This window comes from Vibrio sp. 1727 (assembly GCF_033344415.1).
Lineage (GTDB): Bacteria > Pseudomonadota > Gammaproteobacteria > Enterobacterales > Vibrionaceae > Vibrio > Vibrio alginolyticus.
Map to the genome: position 1 here is coordinate 154,791 of NZ_JAWPOT010000001.1, position 20,002 is coordinate 174,792.

19 protein-coding genes and 1 pseudogene are annotated in these 20,002 nt (G+C 46.9%); 10 read left to right on the plus strand and 10 right to left on the minus strand.

Annotated elements, in window-relative coordinates; genetic code table 11:
* Window positions 1-144: 144 nt before the first annotated feature.
* From R8O10_RS00695 to R8O10_RS00730, 8 genes are all read left to right on the plus strand, one after another.
* Window positions 145-387 (plus strand): AlpA family transcriptional regulator, encoded by a 243-nt coding sequence (locus R8O10_RS00695; protein WP_318146080.1) that lies wholly within the window; start codon window positions 145-147, stop codon window positions 385-387.
* Complete coding sequence (locus tag R8O10_RS00700) at window positions 374-2,116, plus strand: DUF927 domain-containing protein (RefSeq protein ID WP_318146079.1); 1,743 nt, start codon at window positions 374-376, stop codon at window positions 2,114-2,116. Before R8O10_RS00695 ends, R8O10_RS00700 begins: the two co-directional genes overlap by 14 nt.
* 293 nt (window positions 2,117-2,409) lie before the next feature.
* Window positions 2,410-2,742, plus strand: a complete 333-nt coding sequence (locus R8O10_RS00705) for a MarR family transcriptional regulator (RefSeq protein ID WP_203344845.1) — start codon at window positions 2,410-2,412, stop codon at window positions 2,740-2,742.
* A 10-nt stretch (window positions 2,743-2,752) separates the two neighbouring features.
* Entirely contained in the window at window positions 2,753-5,893 is a 3,141-nt protein-coding gene (locus R8O10_RS00710; protein ID WP_318074135.1) for a DUF3427 domain-containing protein, read from the plus strand.
* A gap of 5 nt (window positions 5,894-5,898) precedes the next feature.
* Window positions 5,899-6,348: a hypothetical protein gene (locus R8O10_RS00715; RefSeq protein WP_238938848.1), complete on the plus strand. Its 450-nt coding sequence runs from the start codon at window positions 5,899-5,901 to the stop codon at window positions 6,346-6,348.
* 38 nt (window positions 6,349-6,386) lie between these two features.
* Window positions 6,387-6,830: a hypothetical protein gene (locus tag R8O10_RS00720; protein ID WP_318146078.1), complete on the plus strand. Its 444-nt coding sequence runs from the start codon at window positions 6,387-6,389 to the stop codon at window positions 6,828-6,830.
* Window positions 6,831-6,839: 9 nt separating this feature from the next.
* Window positions 6,840-7,367 carry a type II toxin-antitoxin system MqsA family antitoxin gene (locus R8O10_RS00725; RefSeq protein WP_174170359.1) on the plus strand — a complete coding sequence of 176 codons (528 nt, stop codon included), beginning with the start codon at window positions 6,840-6,842 and terminating at the stop codon, window positions 7,365-7,367.
* Window positions 7,360-7,821, plus strand: coding sequence for a hypothetical protein (locus R8O10_RS00730; protein WP_053106186.1), 462 nt, complete (start codon window positions 7,360-7,362; stop codon window positions 7,819-7,821). Before R8O10_RS00725 ends, R8O10_RS00730 begins: the two co-directional genes overlap by 8 nt.
* 125 nt (window positions 7,822-7,946) lie before the next feature.
* Here R8O10_RS00730 and R8O10_RS00735 read toward each other — a convergent pair whose 3' ends face one another.
* From R8O10_RS00735 to R8O10_RS00765, 7 genes and pseudogenes are all read right to left on the minus strand, one after another.
* Entirely contained in the window at window positions 7,947-8,633 is a 687-nt protein-coding gene (locus tag R8O10_RS00735; protein ID WP_203344849.1) for a hypothetical protein, read from the minus strand.
* 469 nt (window positions 8,634-9,102) lie between these two features.
* The gene (locus R8O10_RS00740) at window positions 9,103-11,511 is read right to left on the minus strand and encodes a TOTE conflict system archaeo-eukaryotic primase domain-containing protein (protein ID WP_318146076.1); all 2,409 of its coding nucleotides are present in this window, start codon (window positions 11,509-11,511) and stop codon (window positions 9,103-9,105) included.
* A 25-nt stretch (window positions 11,512-11,536) separates the two neighbouring features.
* Window positions 11,537-11,908, minus strand: coding sequence for a transcriptional regulator (locus R8O10_RS00745; RefSeq protein WP_318146075.1), 372 nt, complete (start codon window positions 11,906-11,908; stop codon window positions 11,537-11,539).
* Between the two features lie 99 nt (window positions 11,909-12,007).
* A complete protein-coding gene (locus R8O10_RS00750; RefSeq protein ID WP_318146074.1) occupies window positions 12,008-12,313 on the minus strand; it encodes a type II toxin-antitoxin system HigB family toxin in 306 nt (101 codons plus the stop codon).
* A 196-nt stretch (window positions 12,314-12,509) separates the two neighbouring features.
* Window positions 12,510-12,847: pseudogene (locus R8O10_RS00755) on the minus strand (hypothetical protein).
* Between the two features lies 1 nt (window position 12,848).
* Window positions 12,849-14,099 carry a tyrosine-type recombinase/integrase gene (locus tag R8O10_RS00760; RefSeq protein WP_203344852.1) on the minus strand — a complete coding sequence of 417 codons (1,251 nt, stop codon included), beginning with the start codon at window positions 14,097-14,099 and terminating at the stop codon, window positions 12,849-12,851.
* A 315-nt stretch (window positions 14,100-14,414) separates the two neighbouring features.
* Window positions 14,415-15,281, minus strand: coding sequence for a YicC/YloC family endoribonuclease (locus R8O10_RS00765; RefSeq protein ID WP_005395766.1), 867 nt, complete (start codon window positions 15,279-15,281; stop codon window positions 14,415-14,417).
* 184 nt (window positions 15,282-15,465) lie between these two features.
* On the opposite strand from R8O10_RS00765, the gene rph reads away from it, so the two are divergent.
* On the plus strand, window positions 15,466-16,182 hold the full coding sequence (gene rph, locus R8O10_RS00770) for a ribonuclease PH (RefSeq protein WP_031780917.1): 717 nt from the start codon (window positions 15,466-15,468) through the stop codon (window positions 16,180-16,182).
* Window positions 16,183-16,286: 104 nt separating this feature from the next.
* Window positions 16,287-16,928 (plus strand): orotate phosphoribosyltransferase, encoded by a 642-nt coding sequence (gene pyrE / locus R8O10_RS00775; protein ID WP_033905947.1) that lies wholly within the window; start codon window positions 16,287-16,289, stop codon window positions 16,926-16,928.
* Between the two features lie 84 nt (window positions 16,929-17,012).
* On the opposite strand, the gene R8O10_RS00780 is transcribed toward pyrE, so the two are convergent.
* The 3 genes from R8O10_RS00780 to coaBC form a co-directional block, all read right to left on the minus strand.
* The gene (locus tag R8O10_RS00780; protein ID WP_033905948.1) at window positions 17,013-17,963 is read right to left on the minus strand and encodes a Kdo(2)-lipid IV(A) acyltransferase; all 951 of its coding nucleotides are present in this window, start codon (window positions 17,961-17,963) and stop codon (window positions 17,013-17,015) included.
* Between the two features lie 6 nt (window positions 17,964-17,969).
* On the minus strand, window positions 17,970-18,560 hold the full coding sequence (gene slmA, locus R8O10_RS00785) for a nucleoid occlusion factor SlmA (RefSeq protein WP_005379386.1): 591 nt from the start codon (window positions 18,558-18,560) through the stop codon (window positions 17,970-17,972).
* 171 nt (window positions 18,561-18,731) lie between these two features.
* Window positions 18,732-19,931 (minus strand): bifunctional phosphopantothenoylcysteine decarboxylase/phosphopantothenate--cysteine ligase CoaBC, encoded by a 1,200-nt coding sequence (coaBC, locus tag R8O10_RS00790; RefSeq protein ID WP_025768318.1) that lies wholly within the window; start codon window positions 19,929-19,931, stop codon window positions 18,732-18,734.
* Window positions 19,932-20,002: the final 71 nt, after the last annotated feature.

A 20,002-nucleotide genomic window follows, 5' to 3' on the forward strand; every position in this document is an offset into this window, starting at 1 on the left:
CTTGGGGCATTATGTAAATTCTGGGGCAAGTAGCTACTTGTACCCTCAGAAAGCTGCACGATCCGGGCATTTATCTGCCTACTGCGTCCGTTTAGTACTGGCAAACTCCTAACTGAACTTAACAGATCAGTGAGGAAGCAAACGATGAACCCAACCACACAGTTACCCACAAACTCAGTGCACCTAGCGCGTCAGCAGCGGATTTTGCGCTTGCCCGAGGTAAAGGCCAAAACAGGCTTTGGCCGCAGCACCATTTATGCCCTGATGGCCAATGGTGAATTTCCGCGATCCATCCGGATTGGCGCGCGTGCCGTGGGCTGGTTAGAAAGCGATATCGACCAGTGGATTGAAACCCGCCGTATCGGTGCTGCTTATGGCCGTAGATAAACCATCAGCATCAACCGCGTTACCTGCCAATGAGTTGAATAACAACATGCCAACATTACCGGCTGGTTTTGCCTATAACGCGCAAAACTGGCTGGTGATGCAACCGGCTGGGCAAGATAGCCCAGTTAAAATCTGTTCTTGGTTGCAAGTGGCCGCCCGCACCCGCGATCCGCAAGGGGACAACTACGGCTATTTATTGCACTGGTTAGACGATGACAATCGCCATCGCTATTGGGCCATGCCAGCAGAACTATTGGCCGGAGACGGCAGCGAGTACCGCCGAATCCTACTCAGCCGAGGCATGCGGCTAAGCAACAGTGTCAAAGCGCGGCAGTTGCTCTCCCTGTTTATTCAACAAATGGGCGAACTGGCCACGCAAAAGGCCATCAGCGTGAACTGCATTGGCTGGCATCACCACGCTTATGTGCATCCGCGCCTCACCTTTTACCCAAGCGAACACAGTAACAACCTGCGCATGGTGCTGCAAACCATGCACCCGATAGAAGGCTTTATTCAACAAGGTAGTAGCGATAGTTGGCGGCAGCACGTTGGCCGTTATTGTCTGGATAACCCGCTATTAATTGTTGGTGTTTGTGCTGCTCTGGCTGCGCCTTTGTTGCATTTGTGCGGGGTGGATGGTTTTGGTTTACACCTCTACGGTGCCAGCAGTACTGGTAAAACCGCAGCGCTGTATCCAGCATTATCGGTGTGGGGCGAGCCTAATCAACTGCGCCACAGTTGGCGTGCCACGGCCAACGGTTTAGAAGGCACAGCATTAGCGCATAACGATGCCTTGCTGGCGCTCGATGAAATGGGCGAAGTTGATCCAAAAGAGGCGGGAGATGTCGCTTATATGCTTGCCAATGGCCAAGGTAAAACCCGTGCAGGCAAATACGGTGAAATGCGCTTACCCGCCCGTTGGCGTTTAGTGTTTTTATCTACTGGTGAAGTGACGCTCGAAAGCCATCTTGCCAGTATCGGCAAGCGCGTAAAAGCCGGCCAGCAAGTGCGCGTGATTGATCTCAGTGCCGATGCTGGAGCGCAAATGGGCGTGTTTAACCATAGCCATGACATGAACGCCGCTGATTTAGCCGATCACCTAAAACAGCAAAGTCGCCAACATTACGGCTGCTTGGCTTTGGACTGGTTACGGTATTTAACGCAGCACAGCGCGCAGGTGCGCCCCGTTTTCCAAAATGTACGCCAACGTTTTTTAGCCAGCTTACCACCCGAGGCGGACGGCCAAGTGCGTCGAGTTGCCGAAAAGTTTGCCTTACTGGCCAGCGCTGGGTTGTTAGCCATTCAAGCCAAAGTACTCGATTGGCCAACCCAAAGTGTCGAAGCCGCCTGTTTAAGCCAGCTTAACCAATGGATACTCGCCCGCGGTGGTGTGGCTGCCAATGAAGACCAACAAGCCATTCGCCAGGTGCGCAGCTTTATTGAGCAGCATGGCGAAAGCCGCTTTACGCCCAAACAAACCGGTTACAGCAGCCAAGTACGCCAACGCGCCGGTTGGCTTGACTCTACAGGCCCACAAACCCTCTACTTGTTTTACCCAACCGGCTGGCGTGAAGCCACCGAAGGCCTAAGCCCAGATCGCGCCGCCAAAGCACTGATGGCCGCAGGCTACCTAGTCCCTGATGGCAACCGACCGCAGCGAAAAGTCAGCCTGCCCGACAATACCCGCCCACGCATGTACTGCGTGAAAGGCAGCATATTGGATGACTAAAAAGGTGATGAGCCCTGTGAGGGCTTGTCGCCTTTTAGTGTACCGCCAGTCAACCTAAGGGCTGGGCGAGGATTAAAGGCTAAGGCAGACAATACCGCCAGTGTACTGGTTGTGTACTTGCTGAACACTGGGTTTGTAGTCGCCCTAAACGGAAAATATCCTTGCTCTATTATCAGTGGTTGATAAGATGTTCTGGTTATGTATAAGCGTACAGTCTTTTTATTGGCCAAGCGCTTTTTTATCTACTTGCTGGGAACCTAGTGAGCAAACGATTCGAGTAAGCTATGCGAGTAATGAAAAACGCAAAACAATCGCGCTGCGTGATTGGCATTAAAGGGCAAACGCCCGACCCCGATTTCCCCGTTGATATCTGGTTCGACTCACTGAAATCGGTGGCCAATCTGCTGTCGAAAGAAAACCAGCAGATGTTAAAAGTAATCGCCGAACAACAGCCGCAATCGGTCACTGAGCTGGCCATGCTCACAGGTCGAGCGGTCAGTAATGTGTCGAGAACACTGAAAACATTGGGCAAGTACAACTTGGTTGAAATGACAAAATCACAAAATGGACTGGCGGTAAAACTGCGATATCAATCGATGTTGTTATTGATCCAGCCATTAGAATAAAAGGAATATCATGCAACAAGTCGGAATTTATGAGCAGCTTATAACGCAGCTTATCGAGAGTCGTATTGACCGAGAGCGATTCTATGTCGGCGAACGTGAGCTCAATAGCAGTGAAGCATCAACATGGTTATCTCGCTTCCTCTCACACATTCTTGAGTATGCGATTGATGCGGTGCCAGCGGGTGATGATCGGCTGCAACAGCAAATTACTTTGTCCAACCAATTGTTATTGTGGTTAAAAACACAAATTCAGGATGATGATTTTATCGAAGACAACTTGCTTGCCAGTCAAGGTAAAATTCTAACTGCGCTCTATGAGCTCGAAAATCCTGTCTCAGCCGATTTAAAAAATTACATAAACGACATTTTCCCTTTAACAGGTCTAAGCCAAAGCGAGCTGTTTTGTGGCAGTAATGCAGGGTTGTCGCTCGAATCTGAATTAAAGCGGGAGATCTTGTCTGCGGATAAAATCTACTGGTTAGTGTCATTTATTAAGTGGGCAGGGATCCGAATTTTTCGCAAAGAGTTAGAAGAGTTTACTGCTAGCGGCCGCGAGCTAAAAATTATTACTACCTCATATATGGGGGCGACTGACGCGAAAGCGGTTGAGTATTTGGCGAACTTACCCAATACCGAGGTGAAGCTGAGTTATAACACTGAGCGTGAACGGTTACATGCAAAGAGCTATCTATTTTTACGCAACACGGGTTATCACACTGGTTATATCGGCTCTTCCAATCTTTCCCATTCAGCGCTAACCAATGGCTTAGAATGGAATTTAAAAATTACTTCGCAAGAAATCCCACACATTATCAATAAATCATTGAGCACTTTTGAAACCTATTGGGCTTCTCATGATTTTGAACACTTTAGTGGCGATGTAACAAGTAGCGAAAAGCTCAAAAAAGCCTTGAACCAGCAGCGCGGAGATTTTGAGGCTAGTCCTACGCATTTCTTTGATATTTCGCCGTTTCCGCATCAGAGTGACATATTGGAGCAATTGGCCGTTGAACGCAGTGTGCATCAGCGCTTTCGTAATTTAGTGGTGGCGGCAACGGGTACCGGAAAAACCCTTATTTCAGCTTTTGACTTTGCCCGTTTTATCAAAGAAAAACCGCAAGCTAAGTTCCTGTTTGTCGCGCACCGAGAAGAAATATTAAAACAAGCCAGAGCGGCATATCGTGGCGTATTGCGTAATAGTGCTTTTGGTGAGTTGTGGGTTGGCGGGCATACCCCAGAGCATTATCGGCAGCTGTTTGTTTCTATCCAAACCCTGAACAATCAGCTGGAACAGCTTAACCTAACGGCTGACTATTATGACTACATTGTGATTGATGAGGTGCATCATATTGCTGCGACTAGTTATCGCGCAGTGCTGGAGCATTTTTCCCCTGCTATATTACTCGGCCTTACAGCTACACCAGAGCGCCATGATGGTGGCGATATTCTAGCGGATTTTGGCGGTGTGATTGCGGCAGAGATCCGTTTGCCGGAAGCTATTAATCGTCGTCACCTTTGCCCATTTCAGTATTTTGGTATTGATGATGATACTGACCTTCGAACTATCCCGTGGAGTCGTGGGCGATACGATATCGCTCAGCTGACCCATCTTTACACCCACAACCAGGTTCGTTTTAATAAGATTTTGCTGAGTATGCAGGAGATCATCACCGATATTAGCAAAATGAAAGCTTTGGCCTTTTGTGTGAGCAAAGAACATGCACTGTACATGACAGAGCAACTCTTATTAAAAGGCGTTAAAGCGGATTTGTTGACTAGTGATAACAGCCAAGAGCGGCAACAAAAGCAGCAAGCGATTCGTTCTGGCAGCATTAACGTGCTTTGCGTGGTCGATATTTTTAACGAAGGTGTCGATATTCCCGAAGTTGATACCTTATTGTTTTTAAGGCCAACAGAAAGTTTGACTATTTTCTTGCAACAGCTTGGCCGAGGTTTGCGCTTAGCCGAAGGCAAAGAATGTTGTACCGTGATGGATTTTGTTGGTAATTCACGTCCTGAATACGACTTTGCCAATAAATTTAGAGCTTTAGTCGGTAAAAGTCATCGCGCGATCAGTGATGAAATCAAGCAAGGCTTCCCTCATGCGCCACTCGGTTGTCGCATTGAGTTAAGCAAGCGCACGCAAGAAATGGTACTGAGCAATATTCGTCAAGCTTCATTAACGTTGAAGCGCCTAGTCGCGATGATCCGCCAATATCCTCAGCATTCCACACTGCCGTTAACATTGTCGAATTTCTTAACTTTAAATCCTCACATCGACTTGAATGAGCTTTATAAGCGAGGGAGTTGGTCGCAGCTAGTTCAGCAAGCTAAAGATGAAATCAACGAAAAATCAGTTGAAGAAGAACTGTTGAAAATGCTCAGAAAGGCCATTCATAACCGAATTTTGACCTGTGATGATCATGCCTATTTGAGTTTCTTAAAACAGCTTTGTCAAAGTAACTTTGTTATTGAAGATGCTGACCATCGTTACGCCTTGATGTGTCATTACGATTTTTGGCAAAAAACAGGGCCAGAGTGCGGTTTTGATTCCATTGAACAGAGTTTAGCGAAACTGAATGCTTGCGAGTTAAAAGCAGAGTTACTGGATGTTGTGAATTGGCAACTCGCACAAACCAAGCATGAGCAACCAACAATGCAGGCTTTGCCAGAGGTCGCATTGAGGCTGCATGCACGTTATGCGCGTGAGCAAATATTGGTGGCATTTGGAGCGACCACTTTTGAGCGCAAACCTCCAGCACGCGAAGGGGTATTTGTGTTGAAAGATCAGAATATTGAACTGATGTTTGTCACCTTAGACAAAAATGAAAAGCAATTTTCGCCAACCACTATGTATCACGATTACGCGATCAACGAACATCTCTTTCACTGGCAGTCACAGAACAGTGCAAGGCCCGACAAAGGGCGCGGTTTGGAGTACATCCAGCATCAAAGAATGGGTAAGCGACTGTTTTTATTTGTTCGTGAACAAAGCAAAGATGAATACGGCCGCACTATGGGTTTTGTTAATTATGGTGAAGTGGAGTATGTATCGCATACGGGGTCACAGCCGATGAGTATTACTTGGCAGTTAAAAGAGCCTATGCCCCACTTTATGTGGCAACAAGCCGCGAAGTTGGCAGTGGGCTAGTCTAGATGACAGTGGCATTGGGTGGGCAACGCGGCCGTGATAATGGCTACTTTGAACAATTTGAGCAAGGTACAGCGCAGTGGTATCACCTGCCGCAAAGCACGTTTTTGCAGAAATTTAAGCAGCATATTGCCGAGGAAATTCGCTATTTAGCGTTGGCGTCTACCTCAGACACTCAAAGTTCATCCAAGCAAATTGACAAACTGTGGCCGGTTAAACGAGTCACCGTGTTACCACGCTACGCCATTACCGAAGATCAAGCGGGTAAGAAGTCAGGTTCTGCTGATTTGTATTATTTATTTGAGCTTGGCAAACCGCTATCACTGCAAACGCCAGTGACCAATGTGCCACATCGCCCAATGAAAAACTCGATGAAACTCACAACCTTAACTCGCCTAGAGAGCGTCACTAAGTTTACCGAGGTTGAAAAAGTGTACGAAGCGGCAATGGTGTGAGGCTAAATGTTCAACTTTAACTGGATTAAATTACCATTATGGTAAATAATGCGATAAATGTAAGCGCCTATATTGATGAGCAGCCACCTAATGAAGCTGGCAGTGACAGAATCTATATCGCAGACGGGCCTCTTTATTCATCAGAGTTGGTTAAGGCATTGCTCCCAACCGCTGGTGACAACACTAAGCTATTGACTGAACGTTGTAGAAAAGATGTTCAGACAATGGGATTCGATATTGATGATGTTAAACAGCTAGTTTGTGCCGCTCTGAGTTCAGGAAGTTACCTAAAATCAGAATGGTGCATAGTTGGTCAAACTGATAAGGCTATTTCTTGGGCTGCATGTGATAGTTATCGGCTGTTTAGAAATGAATGGGTGGAGTATGCGCATAAAGAAATGCGCTACGAATACTATGTGAAATTTGCGATAGGCAAGACAGGTAAATTGTTATTACTGGTTTCTTGTCATTTGTCGCGCTGAGGATATGTGATGAATAGTCAAACTTGTCCAATTTGTGAGATGGGCCAATTAACTCTCCATACCGAGAGGGTTACAGTTGAGCATTTAGGTCAGCAAGGCCAAATTGACAGCCAGTATGCAGTGTGTGATTGCTGCGGCAGTGAACAGGCTGGTACTGCTGAAGCTCGCTTTAACAAGCGTGCAATGATTGCTTTTAAAAAGCAGGTGCAAGGCTTGTTAACGGGTAATGAACTCCAGGTCTTGCGTAAACGCTGGGGCTTAAAACAGGCTGATGCTGCAAAAGTGTTTGGTGGTGGCCCTGTTGCGTTTTCCAAGTACGAATCAGACGATGTGATGCAATCAGACGCAATGGATAAACTGCTCCGTTTAGCGGCGGAAGTGCCAGCTGCTTTAGATAAGTTAATGTTGGATGCGGGTGTTGAGCGTAATATCCAGACCAGCTGGAAAAATGTAGCTGTAGTGGATTTTTCATCTACTGCTCGAAAGACGAGAATTGTTGCATCGCACGAACTCGAACTAGAGGCGTGTTATGGTTAAAAAAGTATCAAAATCGTTACAACAGGCTATTGATGCTTTAGTGATACAGGATGTATACGTTAAATCGTGCCAAGCTAAGTGTGTTGAAGACTTTGACCCAAAATCCACGGAACTTGAAGCGTTGTTAGTGCAACAAATGCATGTTGTTCTTCGAAGTGAATTGATCGATATTGATGGCGATGGCCATCTGGTACGCATTTATATCCGTTTGGGGACTCGTTGGGTGAATCCTAAGGAAAATGGCGATCCTGATATTAAAGCCTTTGTTGAAGCAGACTTTATTGCAGAATACCAAGTCGCAGCAGAACTAGAGCAGGAATCGATTGATGAATTTGCACTGAAAAATGCTAGCTACCATGTTTGGCCTTATTGGCGCGAGTTCTTAAGTACTCAATGTGAACGACTGCGTTTGCCAAGGGTTGTTTTACCAACTGTGCAATTTAGCAAACAGTAACTAAAAAGCGACATCAAATAATATCGAGCTATTTGGCGCTTTTGATATTAAAATCGCATCAACAACACCCCTCCCGCTACCCGTCAGAACAGCGCCCTGTGAGGGGTTACTCGTTTTTCAGGCTTCTAATTTTTGGTACCGTAATGAGTTATGGCACCAAAATTCGCTTTCAACCACACATCATTCTCCGGCCCACAAAGGTGGTGCAGTAGAGCTAGGTTTATCTGGTGGCTGATCACGTTGCCGTTTCGTTTTTGGCTCTCCTTTCTAAAACCTCTCAGTAATAACCCCGTACATGATTTGCCCATTTGCTCTGGCGAACTGGGCAGGCAAAAGGCGCGGTTTTGCTGTTTGGGGTGCAAGGTAGCGCGCTTTCCTGTTTTAGACAAAGGCGTGATGCACCAAAAAATACAGGCGTTGGCCGGTGTGTTTGCTTGTAATGTTCTGGTTTGGCTCGTGTAATCCAAATATACCGGTAACAAATGTGCCGGTAACAAAACCAAGCCGCCTTGCGGGTGGCCATCAACCTCAGGTAAAGGTAGCCAATAGAGGTTTGGCCATTGCTCGGGGCTTTGCCATTTTTCTACGATCACTTGTGCGCCAATGCTATTTAGCCATTGGTGAATCGGGCAGCCTAGGTGCGCTTGTTTAACGCGCGGTAACTGATAGGTCAGCCAGCGGGTTAGGCGTTCGGCTGCATTATCGCACTGGCTTAATGCTGGGTAGAGGGTAAATGCGCCATGCCCAACCAGTAAAGTGACCACCTGCTGTATCCATTCTCTATCCAAATCGTTAGCACTTGCCCATAACACGTCACTTATCACCTTGTTGGTTCGTCATGCCGTCTATTTTCAGTCGTCGGGTGAAGACTCAGTGGTGAATTAGATGAAAGAAATGGCCATCAAACTAACCAGTCAAATCGGTTTTTTATGATGACCCGTGCGCGGCTAACTGTTTGATATACATAGTCCAATACAGCGCTGTTTGGCTGCGTTCGCCAAGTGCAAAAAAATCGAGACGCCAAACGATCGTTTGCATTCTGGGTTAGAAAAAACAAACAGTTTGTACTTTGGATTCGAGGTTGGTTTAGGGTGCAAAAAGTGCCAAACCTTGCTTTGTGCCAGTACCGGCAAGGCTTAGCAGCGTTGGATTTTAATTGAGACGCCAAACAGTAAATGGGCTGATTTCCCTGTTTGGCGTTTCGATCCAAAAGCCAAACGGATAGTGGTTTTGGCGTATGGGGGGAAAGGCATGGGGAAGTGTTTAATGAAGTGCTGCTGTTTATTTTGGCTTGGTATTTGATGAAGGGACGTTTTCTAACTTCAGTGAAGGTTGCTTGTCACTGTTACCATCAATGTACTCAAGGGCGTACCCCATTGCCTTGTAGCTTTTCTCGCGTTTTTTAAACATGCGTTGCAGCATAGGGAGGGCGCAGTCTACATAGTCGTGAATGGTGACTTGTGTTTTTCCTTCCGATTCACGATGAATACGACCGGCATATTGGGCCAATGTACCTTTCCATGCGATTGGCATGGCCAAAAACAACGTATCCAGTCTTGGTAGGTCAAACCCTTCACCCACATATTTTCCTGTTGCGACGACAACTTGAGCCGATTGCAGATGATTGTCAGCATTCTTGCGTTCGGCAGCTTTCATGGCGCCTTTGAGTACGACAGTGCTTATACCCATCTCGGTAAGTCGTGAGTGTACGTACTCTGCGTGCTCTCTGCGCTCTGTAAGGACTAGCGGGTGTCCGCCATTTTGAACACATTGAGAGGCGTCTGAGACAATTTTTGAAGTGCGCTGTTGGTTATCGACGAGCCAGCGGTAGGCATCGCTTATTTTTGGGCGCACATCTGTTTTTATTAGCTCAGTTGGCGGTATATCGTAGAGCTGATGAATCATCACGGTTTGAGTAAATTGCTCATCAGGACTTTGTTTCACTTTATAGCGAATGGGCCCTGCCGCCATAAAAATGATCTTCTGATGGCCATCTTGTCGCTCTGGCGTTGCTGTTAGGCCCAATACATATTTTGCTCTTACCTCGTTGAGTACCATTTCAAACCTTGGCGCAGACAGATGGTGGCATTCATCAACAATAATGTGGCCGTAGTCTTGGATGAGAGGCGTGATGGAGTTGTCTTTTTTATTAACCAAGCTTTGGTAGGTGGCAATGTCGATAATGCCACTTGGCTTTCTTTTACCCCCGCCTATACTGCCAATGTTTACGTCGGGTAGGAACGTGCGTAATCGCTCTTGCCACTGTTCAAGCAGTTGTCGGCTATGAACCAGTATTAGGGTATTTACTTTGCGTTTTACGATCATGCCGATGGCAGTAACCGTTTTTCCAAATGCGGTCGGCGCATGCAAAATACCGAAGTCATGTTTAGATATTGCGGCCACTGCGTCACGCTGGTTCTTTCGCAAAGTGAACTCAGGGGTAAGTTTTAATAATGGTTTGCCGGTTTCACGCTTATCGTCAAACAGTGGCGAAATACTGTGCTCTTGTAGCAAAGCAATCGCGTCATCGAGACAGCCACGCGGTAGTGCAAGATAACCGTTTTCAATACGAGCACAGGAAATAAACCTTGGAATGCCATGGGTTGAAAAGCGTAACGCTTGTGTTTTAAAAAACACAGGATTAGAAAAACTCGCTAATCGCTTGAGTCCTGCCAGTAGTGGCCCAGGTAACTCGCTCATCAAAAAGTAGATATGGTTGGCCAAGGTAATGGTCACGGTTTTCGGCAAAGACTCTAATTTTATTGGTGCGGCTTTGGCTGTGATTTCCCAAGGAGGGCGGTTGTCTATTAGACCTTGTTCGGACAGTAATAGGGTATTGGGTGAAATGGTTGTTATGAGTTGAACAATACTCGATTGCGTGAGCGTTTTAAGCTCAGCAAGGTACTGCCATTGATCGTCAATCGAATTCAGGTCATTGTCAACAAAGCAGCTACGGCCTGAAAGGCGAGCCTCCTTTTGAAGTGGTAGCGCAATGAGATTGCTAAACCCTCCTTCAGGAAGGACATCTTGGTTAGGAAATAGCCTGTCATAGGAGTCAAACGATAGATTTGGAAATATTTCCATGGCCTTATCAAGCAAAGCGAAACCAAGTGCCCGAGCTTGGTTAGCTGGGATGTTGGTGTCAAAAAAGATCCATAAGTGCGCTCCGTTGCCAGAACGCGAGATTTCTATCGCGTGTGGAATATCAAACGCTTGGCACGCTTTAGACATTGCTTTGACTTCTTCTTGCCAACAGCCTTTGTCAAAATCGGCTGCCAACAAATAGCACGTATTATCTTTCAGTAAGGGATACAGCCCCACCACTTGATGACCGGCAAGGTGCCTGTAAATAATGCGCTCGTTTAGTTCGCTAAACTTTCGGTGTGAACAGTCTTGGCATTTAATGCGGGGCTTGTTACAAACCCCGTTTACCCATTCATTATCACAGGCTACGGAATAGCCACTGCGCCCCTGTTGATTTTGCCAACGATTGGCAAAGATATCCTCTCTTCCACGAAATCGTTGTCTGAATAGGGCGACTTTTTGTTCTGGCGTGAATGTCTGTACTGAACGCTCGTTTTGAGCGCTACGCAAAGCCTCTCTTAATGCGAGAAGCTGCTGCTTTTCGTTTTCAAGCTCAGCTAGCCTGTTATCAATAGCTGAAATATTTGGGTAGCGAGCGTCATTCATGACAACATAATTTTTATGCGCAGCGCTATGAAGCGCGAACTTGCGGCGGTTTGATGAGCGACTCTGCTGGAATACCTAGCCCTTCATGAAGTTTCCAAATCATTTTTAGCGTGAGTGATCGCTTATGGTTTAGGATTTCATAAACACGATTGCTTTTACCTATCATGGGTTCAAGATCTTTAACCGTTAAGCCTTTGCGCTCCATCTCAAACTTTATTGCCTCAACAGGGTCTGGCAAATCCATTGGAAAATGCTTTGCTTCGTAGGCTTCAACTAACGTAACCAAAATGTCCAGCTTTTCACCTTCGACGGCATCAGGCTCCGCCATCATTAGGTTTTCGATATCGTTTAATGCCGCGCGGTAGTCGGCATCTGTTTTAATAGGTCTGATGTCCATTATATTTACCTCTTGTTACTACCTTTTGGCTTCAAATCGTTTGCACATCAATTTTTTATTCGGCTCGTCCATGAGCCTCACCCTTCGGGCTCGCGTTGCTCATGAAAATTCGTTCCCGACGAATTTTTCGTATTGCGCATGGCTGCCGATAAACCGTATGTAAACCACTTTGTAGGCATAATTGATCCAAACAACTAACCGGTATTTATTACCGGCAATGTTAAACACGACACGCCCATCTCTGAGGATGCTGGCATTTCTAAAATCCTGTTTCACATCCGCCGGTGATCCCCAATTAGCGTTTAATACATGCCTATACCACGCTAAAGTAGGCTCTTTAGCGTCAATGTATTCTGGGCTGTCTTCCCAAAATGTTTTTAAGGTTGATAGTGCGATAATTCTCATAAACAGATGCTAGTCCCATATTGGGACTTTTGCAAATTTGTAGTTTGATTGACTGAAAGGAGTTGTTGGCACGACCCTCAATTGCCCCATTCCTTGGGGCAGTGTAATTTCCTCTTATTCACCCTCTAAAGCTCGGCATATCAAGTGTTGCCCCATTGTCCCAACTGCCCACGGTAAGTGAGCAAATGGGGGCTTGTTAGTTTCGCCTGATAGGCCTTTTCGGCATGCGGCTGCGTTTGCCATCGAAGAAGGCCAAGACTCTGAACCAATAGAGTGATTCTTCATACCCCAAGCTGTGCGTTGGACGTGGAGGCGGGATGAGCCCCAGTTTGCGTCCTAAACTGACAATCACGTAGAACATGAGTTTTAGCATTAGCCAAGGAGCGAGTACCACGAATACCATCAGGCAATGCCGAGTAAGTGCGTAGCCTATACCATGAGACTGTTCGAGTAGGGCAATGCCAATACACCAGCCAAGCCCTGCCAGCACGGCTATTGGAAAGGTAATGGGGCGAGTCGCATCATAAATTGCATGTTAATGCCCTCCTGCGTGCTGTTGCGAATGTGGCTCAAAGTTCACTAGCGGTTCAACCACATCAGCCACGGTTTGATGGGCAATACGGCGCTCTTCAAAGTAATCGTGGCGGTCGTAGATACCCTCAACGCCTTTTAGCTTATGGTTAAGACAGCGTTCGGCCACATTGCCTGCAATGCCCAAAGAGGCGGCAAGGCTGCGAAAGGTGCGGCGCAGATCGTGTACGGTGAAGTGTTCAAGTTTGCCCATTTTATTGGGAGGCTGTTTTTTGCGCCCTGGCTCGCGACCAAAGAGTTTAGAAATGGCGCGGTTCAGCGTATCTGGCCCCATATGTGGACGATGGCTTGCTCGTCTGGCTGGGAAAACATAAGGCGAGCCACAAGCGCGGATTTGCAGCTCGTTAAACCAGGCAATGGCTTGGCGCGGTAAGGGAATGCTTATCGGCACGCCAGTTTTGCTGCGTTCCTTGGGTAGGTCCCATACGCCCGTGGTTAAATCCATTTCACGCCACATGGCTTCGCACAGTTCGCTTTTACGCACGCCCAACACCAAAAACAGGCAGCAAGCGAGGTAGTTATCGCGGCCAAAGCTATTGATATGGGTATGAAACACGCTAAAGGCGTAGTGAATTTCCTCTTTGCTGAGCATCCTGTCTTTACTGGACTCCACGCCACCGGCATCGTCCACGGTAAACGCTGCGGCGGGGTTATTCAGCGTTAAATCGAGTTTAATCGCATGTCGAAACAACTGCTTCATGTACATCAAGGTGTCGTTGGCAATGGTAGGGCGGTTACTTTCTCGAATGCGTTCTAATACTTCGCGCACGTCTCGTGCGGTCACCTCAGCAATACACTTAATGCCAATGACAGGGCTTATGTCTTTGGTGTAAACCCGATACGGAATCTTGGGATGCTTTAGTCGTCTACTCAGATCGGTTCGATACCAGTCATGGAACAGTTGATCCACGGTTTCAATGTCAGGTAACTCGATTTTCTGTTTTTCTAGAAGAGGATCTATGCCGTCACGTACTTCCTTTCGAAAGTATGCGGCGGCAATTCTGGCGTCTGCCAACGACATTAAAGGAAATTGCCCCAAGGTTGCTTCTCGTCTTGCTTTGGCTGTGGTGTAGCGAATCATCCAATAAGGCGAGCCTTGTTTGCGGACGCAAAAGTATAGACCTTCACCATCTGAATATTTTTTTGGGTCGGCTTTGCTGTATGCAATAACCTGTTTTGCTGTGAGTTTTCCCATGTTTACTCCATAGTTGCTGAAATAATGGAGGGGGCAATAATGGCTGCCCACCACCGATTTGCTTATTGAATCAGCAGCTAACCTGTTGTGGTGGCGAGTTAAATGCGAAAATTGGGTAACTTACTGCCCACCAATTTGCTCACCGCAAAATGCTTATTGAGCAAAAATGAGGGGACTGCCCACCATTCTGCCCACCACTAAACAGGCAGTTGGTAACGGACGTCTGCAAACCGATTTGGGCGGGGGAAATAAAAAAGCCCTGTATTTACAAGCAAATAACAGGGCTTTTAAGACATTCTTGGACGGGTGAAAAAACTATTCGATATTTTGGATCTGCTCACGCATCTGTTCAATTAGAACTTTCAGTTCAACGCCCGATGCGGTGATGTCGGTGCTGATGGATTTCGACGCTAGCGTGTTTGATTCACGGTTGAACTCTTGCATCATAAAATCTAGACGGCGACCCACTGCGCCACCTTTTTTCAGAATGTTTGTGGTTTCTTTTACGTGAGAGTCCAAGCGATCGAGCTCTTCAGCAACATCCGATTTTTGCGCTAGCAAAATCAACTCTTGCTCGATACGAGATGGATCCAGTTCCACTTTAGCGTCTTCGAACTTCGAGAATAGTCGCTCACGTTGCCATTCTAAAATTTCTGGCATGCGGGCACGCACTTTTACGACTTCTGCAGAGATGGCGTCTAAACGCTGTTCAATCAGCGCTTTCATGTTCTCGCCTTCACGAGCGCGCGCTTCAATAAATTCATCCATTGCGCCATCAAACGCTTCTAGTAGCACTTTATTTACTGCATCCATGTCTTGCTCTGGCGTTTCCATTACCCCCGGCCATTGCATGACTTGAAATGGATTGATTCGGCTCAGTTCACCAGTCATGTGCATGACTTGTTCAGCGGCTTTAATTACCTGGCTAGCAAGCGCTTCATTGATGCTAAGCTCACCTTTTGCGGCAGGGTTTGCTTCAAAACGCAGATTACATTCTACTTTGCCTCGCGCTAAGCGCTTACGAAAGCGCTCACGTAAAACGGGCTCTAACCCGCGAAATTGCTCTGGCATGCGGAAGTATGTTTCTAAATAACGCTGGTTCACGCTGCGGATTTCCCATACCGCAGAGCCCCAATCGCCTTTTACTTCTTTGCGTGCATACGCTGTCATACTGTAAATCATCGAATTTTCCTGTCTTCATTTTTTGAAAATTACTTCAAGAGTGTATCATGCTGCGTCGATAGGTGCGCGGGATGTATGGATTGTTTATGTTGTGCCAGCGGCGTAACCTATGAATCCGGAATCGATTCCGTTATAATCTTCGCCCAACCAAATCGTCTTCTCCTCATATTTAAGGTAGATGCCCATGCGTCCAAACGATCGCAAGGCGGATCAAGTTCGCCCTATCAAAATTACTCGTAACTACACAGCTTACGCTGAAGGGTCAGTGCTAGTTGAGTTCGGTAACACCAAAGTGTTGTGTAATGCGACCGTCGAAGAATCTGTGCCACGTTGGCTAAAAGGTCAAGGTAAAGGCTGGGTTACAGCTGAATACGGCATGCTACCTCGAGCAACACATTCTCGTACTCGTCGTGAGGCGGCAAGTGGCAAACAAGGCGGCCGTACGATGGAAATTCAGCGTCTTATCGCGCGAAGCCTACGTGCTGTTGTCGATCTAAAAGCCATGGGTGAGTTCATGATCACCGTTGACTGTGACGTTATCCAAGCAGACGGCGGCACTCGCACTGCATCTATCAGCGGCGCAAGTGTTGCAATGGCCGATGCGTTCCAACACCTAGTAGATAGCGGCAAGCTAAAAGCAAACCCAATGAAAGGCCACGTAGCGGCAGTTTCTGTCGGCTTACTAGGCGACGAAGTATTGTGTGATCTTGAATACGTTGAAGATTCAGCGGCAGACACAGACATGAACGTAGTAATGACCGAAGAAGGCAAGATGATTGAAATTCAGGGCACCGCAGAAGGTGAACCGTTCAGTCACGAACAGCTGATGGCATTGCTCGAGTCGGCGAAAGTCGGCATTACGGAAATTGTCGCAGCGCAGAAGGCGGCGTTAGCCAATTGATTTAGATAGCTCCCATTATGGGGGCTATTTTTTTATCTCGACAATAGAGAAATGAATGATTGTCGAGAAGAGACACAAGAAACCAAGGACATAGAGAGAAAATAATGAAAGCATACCAGCGTGAATTTATTGAGTTTGCACTTGAGAAAGAAGTTCTTAAGTTTGGTGAGTTTACTTTGAAATCTGGCCGTAAAAGCCCGTACTTCTTTAACGCTGGTCTTTTCAATACTGGTCGTGACCTAGCGCGTCTTGGTCGTTTTTACGCAGCCGCGCTCGCTGATTCAGGCATTGAGTTTGATGTGCTGTTTGGCCCGGCGTACAAAGGTATCCCAATCGCGACGACAACAGCAGTCGCGCTGGCGGATCATCATGACGTCGACACGCCTTACTGCTTCAACCGTAAAGAAGCGAAAGATCACGGCGAAGGCGGTAACCTTGTAGGCTCTGCGCTTAAAGGCCGTATCATGCTAGTAGATGACGTAATCACAGCAGGTACTGCGATTCGTGAATCGATGGAAATCATTCAAGCAAATGGCGCAGACCTTGCTGGTGTGTTGGTTGCGATTGACCGCCAAGAAAAAGGCAAAGGTGAGTTGTCTGCGATCCAAGAAGTGGAGCGTGACTTTGGTTGTGCAATCATCTCAATCGTTAGCCTGACTGACCTTGTGACTTTCCTTGAAGAGAAAGGCACAGACAAAGAGCATCTAGAAGCAGTCAAAGCATACCGCGCAGAATACGGCATTTAATTGGTTACTTTTTCTGAAAAAGTAAAAAGGGCAGATGGATATTCATCTGCCCTTTTTTGTTTTTGGATTTATCGCCGTGACCACTTACTTATAGCGAATGCCTTTCTCGACATGCTCATCTTGCATGGTTTTATAGCGTTTATGGAGCCACATCCATTGCTCTGGAGCGCGTAGAATGACTTCTTCCACATACTTGTTCATATAAGCGGCAGCGGCGACTTCGTCTTTTTGTGGATAATCGGCTTCAATGCACTTATCGGCGATGATGTCGTATTTTCCTTCGTCATTGCGAAACCCTGAGCCTGGGATGATCGCACATTTTGAGGTATACGCCAGAATGCTCGTGCCTGTTGTCGTACACGCATCGTCTACGGCAAAGAAGGGCACAAATACTGATTTTTTGCGACCGTAATCGTGATCCGGTAAATAGAACAGACGCTCACCGCTGCGTAAAACACGAATCATCTTTTTTACATCTTTACGATCAATCAGTTTATTGCCGTTATGTGTCCGTCCCCAATACTGGATAAAGTTATAAGCAGGATTATTATGCGGACGAAACGCGCCGTACCCGGCCACGCCTAACACGGCGAAAGCACGCGCAGTGATCTCTAGATTAAGAGCATGGACACAACAAAGTAGGACGCCTTTACCTTCTTTGGCTTTTTCACGCAGTGCGCCGAGATCTTTCTCGACGATCAGGTTTTTAAAGCGCCAAGTCGGCCAGAACCAAGTGATTCCGGTTTCTATCAGTGCCATACCGGTATTTTTGAAGTTCTCTTCAACAATATGTTGAATCTCTTCAGGTGTTTTGTCTGGAAAGGCCAATTCTAAGTTACGCTGAGCAACGTGGACACGCTTTTTACCGTAGCGCATGCCAAGTTTGCCGAGTGAACGACCTAATGAAAGCAGCAGCCGATAAGGAAGAATATTGACGAGGATGGCCAACAGACCAAAACCAAGCCATACGCCCCAGTTACGAGGGTGAAGAAGTGAAAGAGAAAACTCGGGCTGCGTGTATTTGTCTTTACTCATAGTCTTTTACTTTATTTGTGCACTCAAAAGCGCCCAGTACTCGTCAAAGTTTGCAGTCGGCTGGTATTTAAAGTCGCTACGCACAAAGCGGTTTAGGCTCCCCTCAACTTGTCCCAGAATTTGCGCGGCTAGGATGCGCTCTTCGACAGGGAAAGACTTCCCTTCACGAATCTTACGTTCACGCAGGATTTGGCGCAATTGTGTTTCTATACGCTCAAAGAGTTGATTGATGCGTTCACGTAGACGTTCATTTTCAAACATTAGAGCATGACCCGACAAAATGCGTGTCAGACCTGGGTTACGTTCAGAGAACGCCAAAATAAGGTGCATCACCATACGAATACGCTCTAGTGTATCTTTTTCGTCGTCTAGAATACGGTTGATACGTGTCATCAAGGCTTCTTCAATGAACTCAATCAACCCTTCGAACATGCGCGCTTTACTTGGGAAATGACGATACAGCGCGGCTTCTGAAACGCCGACTTGCTTGGCCAGTTTTGCCGTAGTAATGCGTGAAGCGCCATCTGTTGATTCAAGCATTTCTGCCAATGCTTGTAAGATTTCTTCACGACGGTTGGATTTTTTACTGCCGGCCATTAGTTACTTCCTTTCAAAATACAAAGTTGAGCGGAGGGGATTATAAGACGCTATTTCGCCTCAAACTAGACCACTAAGGGTGGAATGGGAGATTTAACACCCTTAGTTGTCATTTTTGTACCAAATTTATGCCAGCTTTTGTAAAAAATTGGCAGGGTTTTCAAACGTTAGTTACATCAATTGATGCATTTTTTCGAGAATTTTAAAGCTCAATGCTTCTTTTGATTCCAAAGCGAGCGCAAGTTCACCTTCAGGCCAGTAAAGGGTAATTGCGTTGTCGTTGCTGTTAAATCCTTGCCCTGCAACCGAAACGTCGTTTGCACAGATCATATCGAGGTTTTTCTTTGTTAACTTGCCTCGAGCATAGGTCTCTACATCATTGGTTTCAGCCGCAAAACCGACGGTAAACGGACGCTTCTCCGTCATTGCTGCCACAGATGCAACAATATCAGGATTTTTAACCATATTAATGACCATTTCGTCGTTGTCTTCTGTCTTTTTCAACTTTTGAGACGCGATCGTTTGTGGGCGGTAGTCGGCAACGGCAGCGCAGCTAATAAAGGCATCATGCTGGTTTGCATGTGTCATAACGGCTTCGTGCATCTCTTGTGCACTGGAAACATTTATGCGCTCAACACCTACGGGCGTATTTAAACTGACAGGACCGCTCACGAGGGTGACTTTTGCTCCCATCTGCGCTGCGGCGCTCGCCAATGCATAGCCCATTTTCCCGGAGCTATGGTTAGTAATGTAACGCACTGGATCAATCGCTTCGCGAGTTGGTCCGGCGGTAATGAGTATCGACCTACCTTCTAGCAATTTTGGTTGAAAGAACTGTTCACATAGCTGTACTAGCTGCATTGGTTCCAGCATTCGACCTGGTCCTACATCACCACAGGCTTGCTCTCCTGCCGCAGGGCCCCAGATGTGCATACCACGACGCGCTAACGTAGCGATGTTCTCTTGGGTTGCGATATTGCGATACATCTGTTGATTCATCGCAGGAGAAACAGCAACAGGGGAATCCGTCGCGAGCACGAGCGTAGTAAGTAAATCGTTCCCCATGCCTGCGGACATGCGCGCGATTAAGTCCGCGGTCGCGGGCGCTAATAGCACTAAATCTGCCCATTTGGCCAATTCAATATGGCCCATAGAGGCTTCCGCTGCTGGGTCTAGTAAACTGTCCGAGACAGGACGGCCCGAAACGGCTTGCATGGTTAAAGGGGTAATGAACTCTTTTGCGGCTTTCGTCATTACAACTTGAACTTGCGCTCCTCTCTCTATGAGGCGACGGGTTAGCTCCGCACATTTATACGCGGCAATACCGCCACTGATGCCGAGTAGAATTTTCTTTCCTGCTAGTGTTTGCATGTGAGATCTCCAATTTGATGACCGGATTTTAACACAATTCAAAGTCTGACCGCCCGAGCATATATAACGAG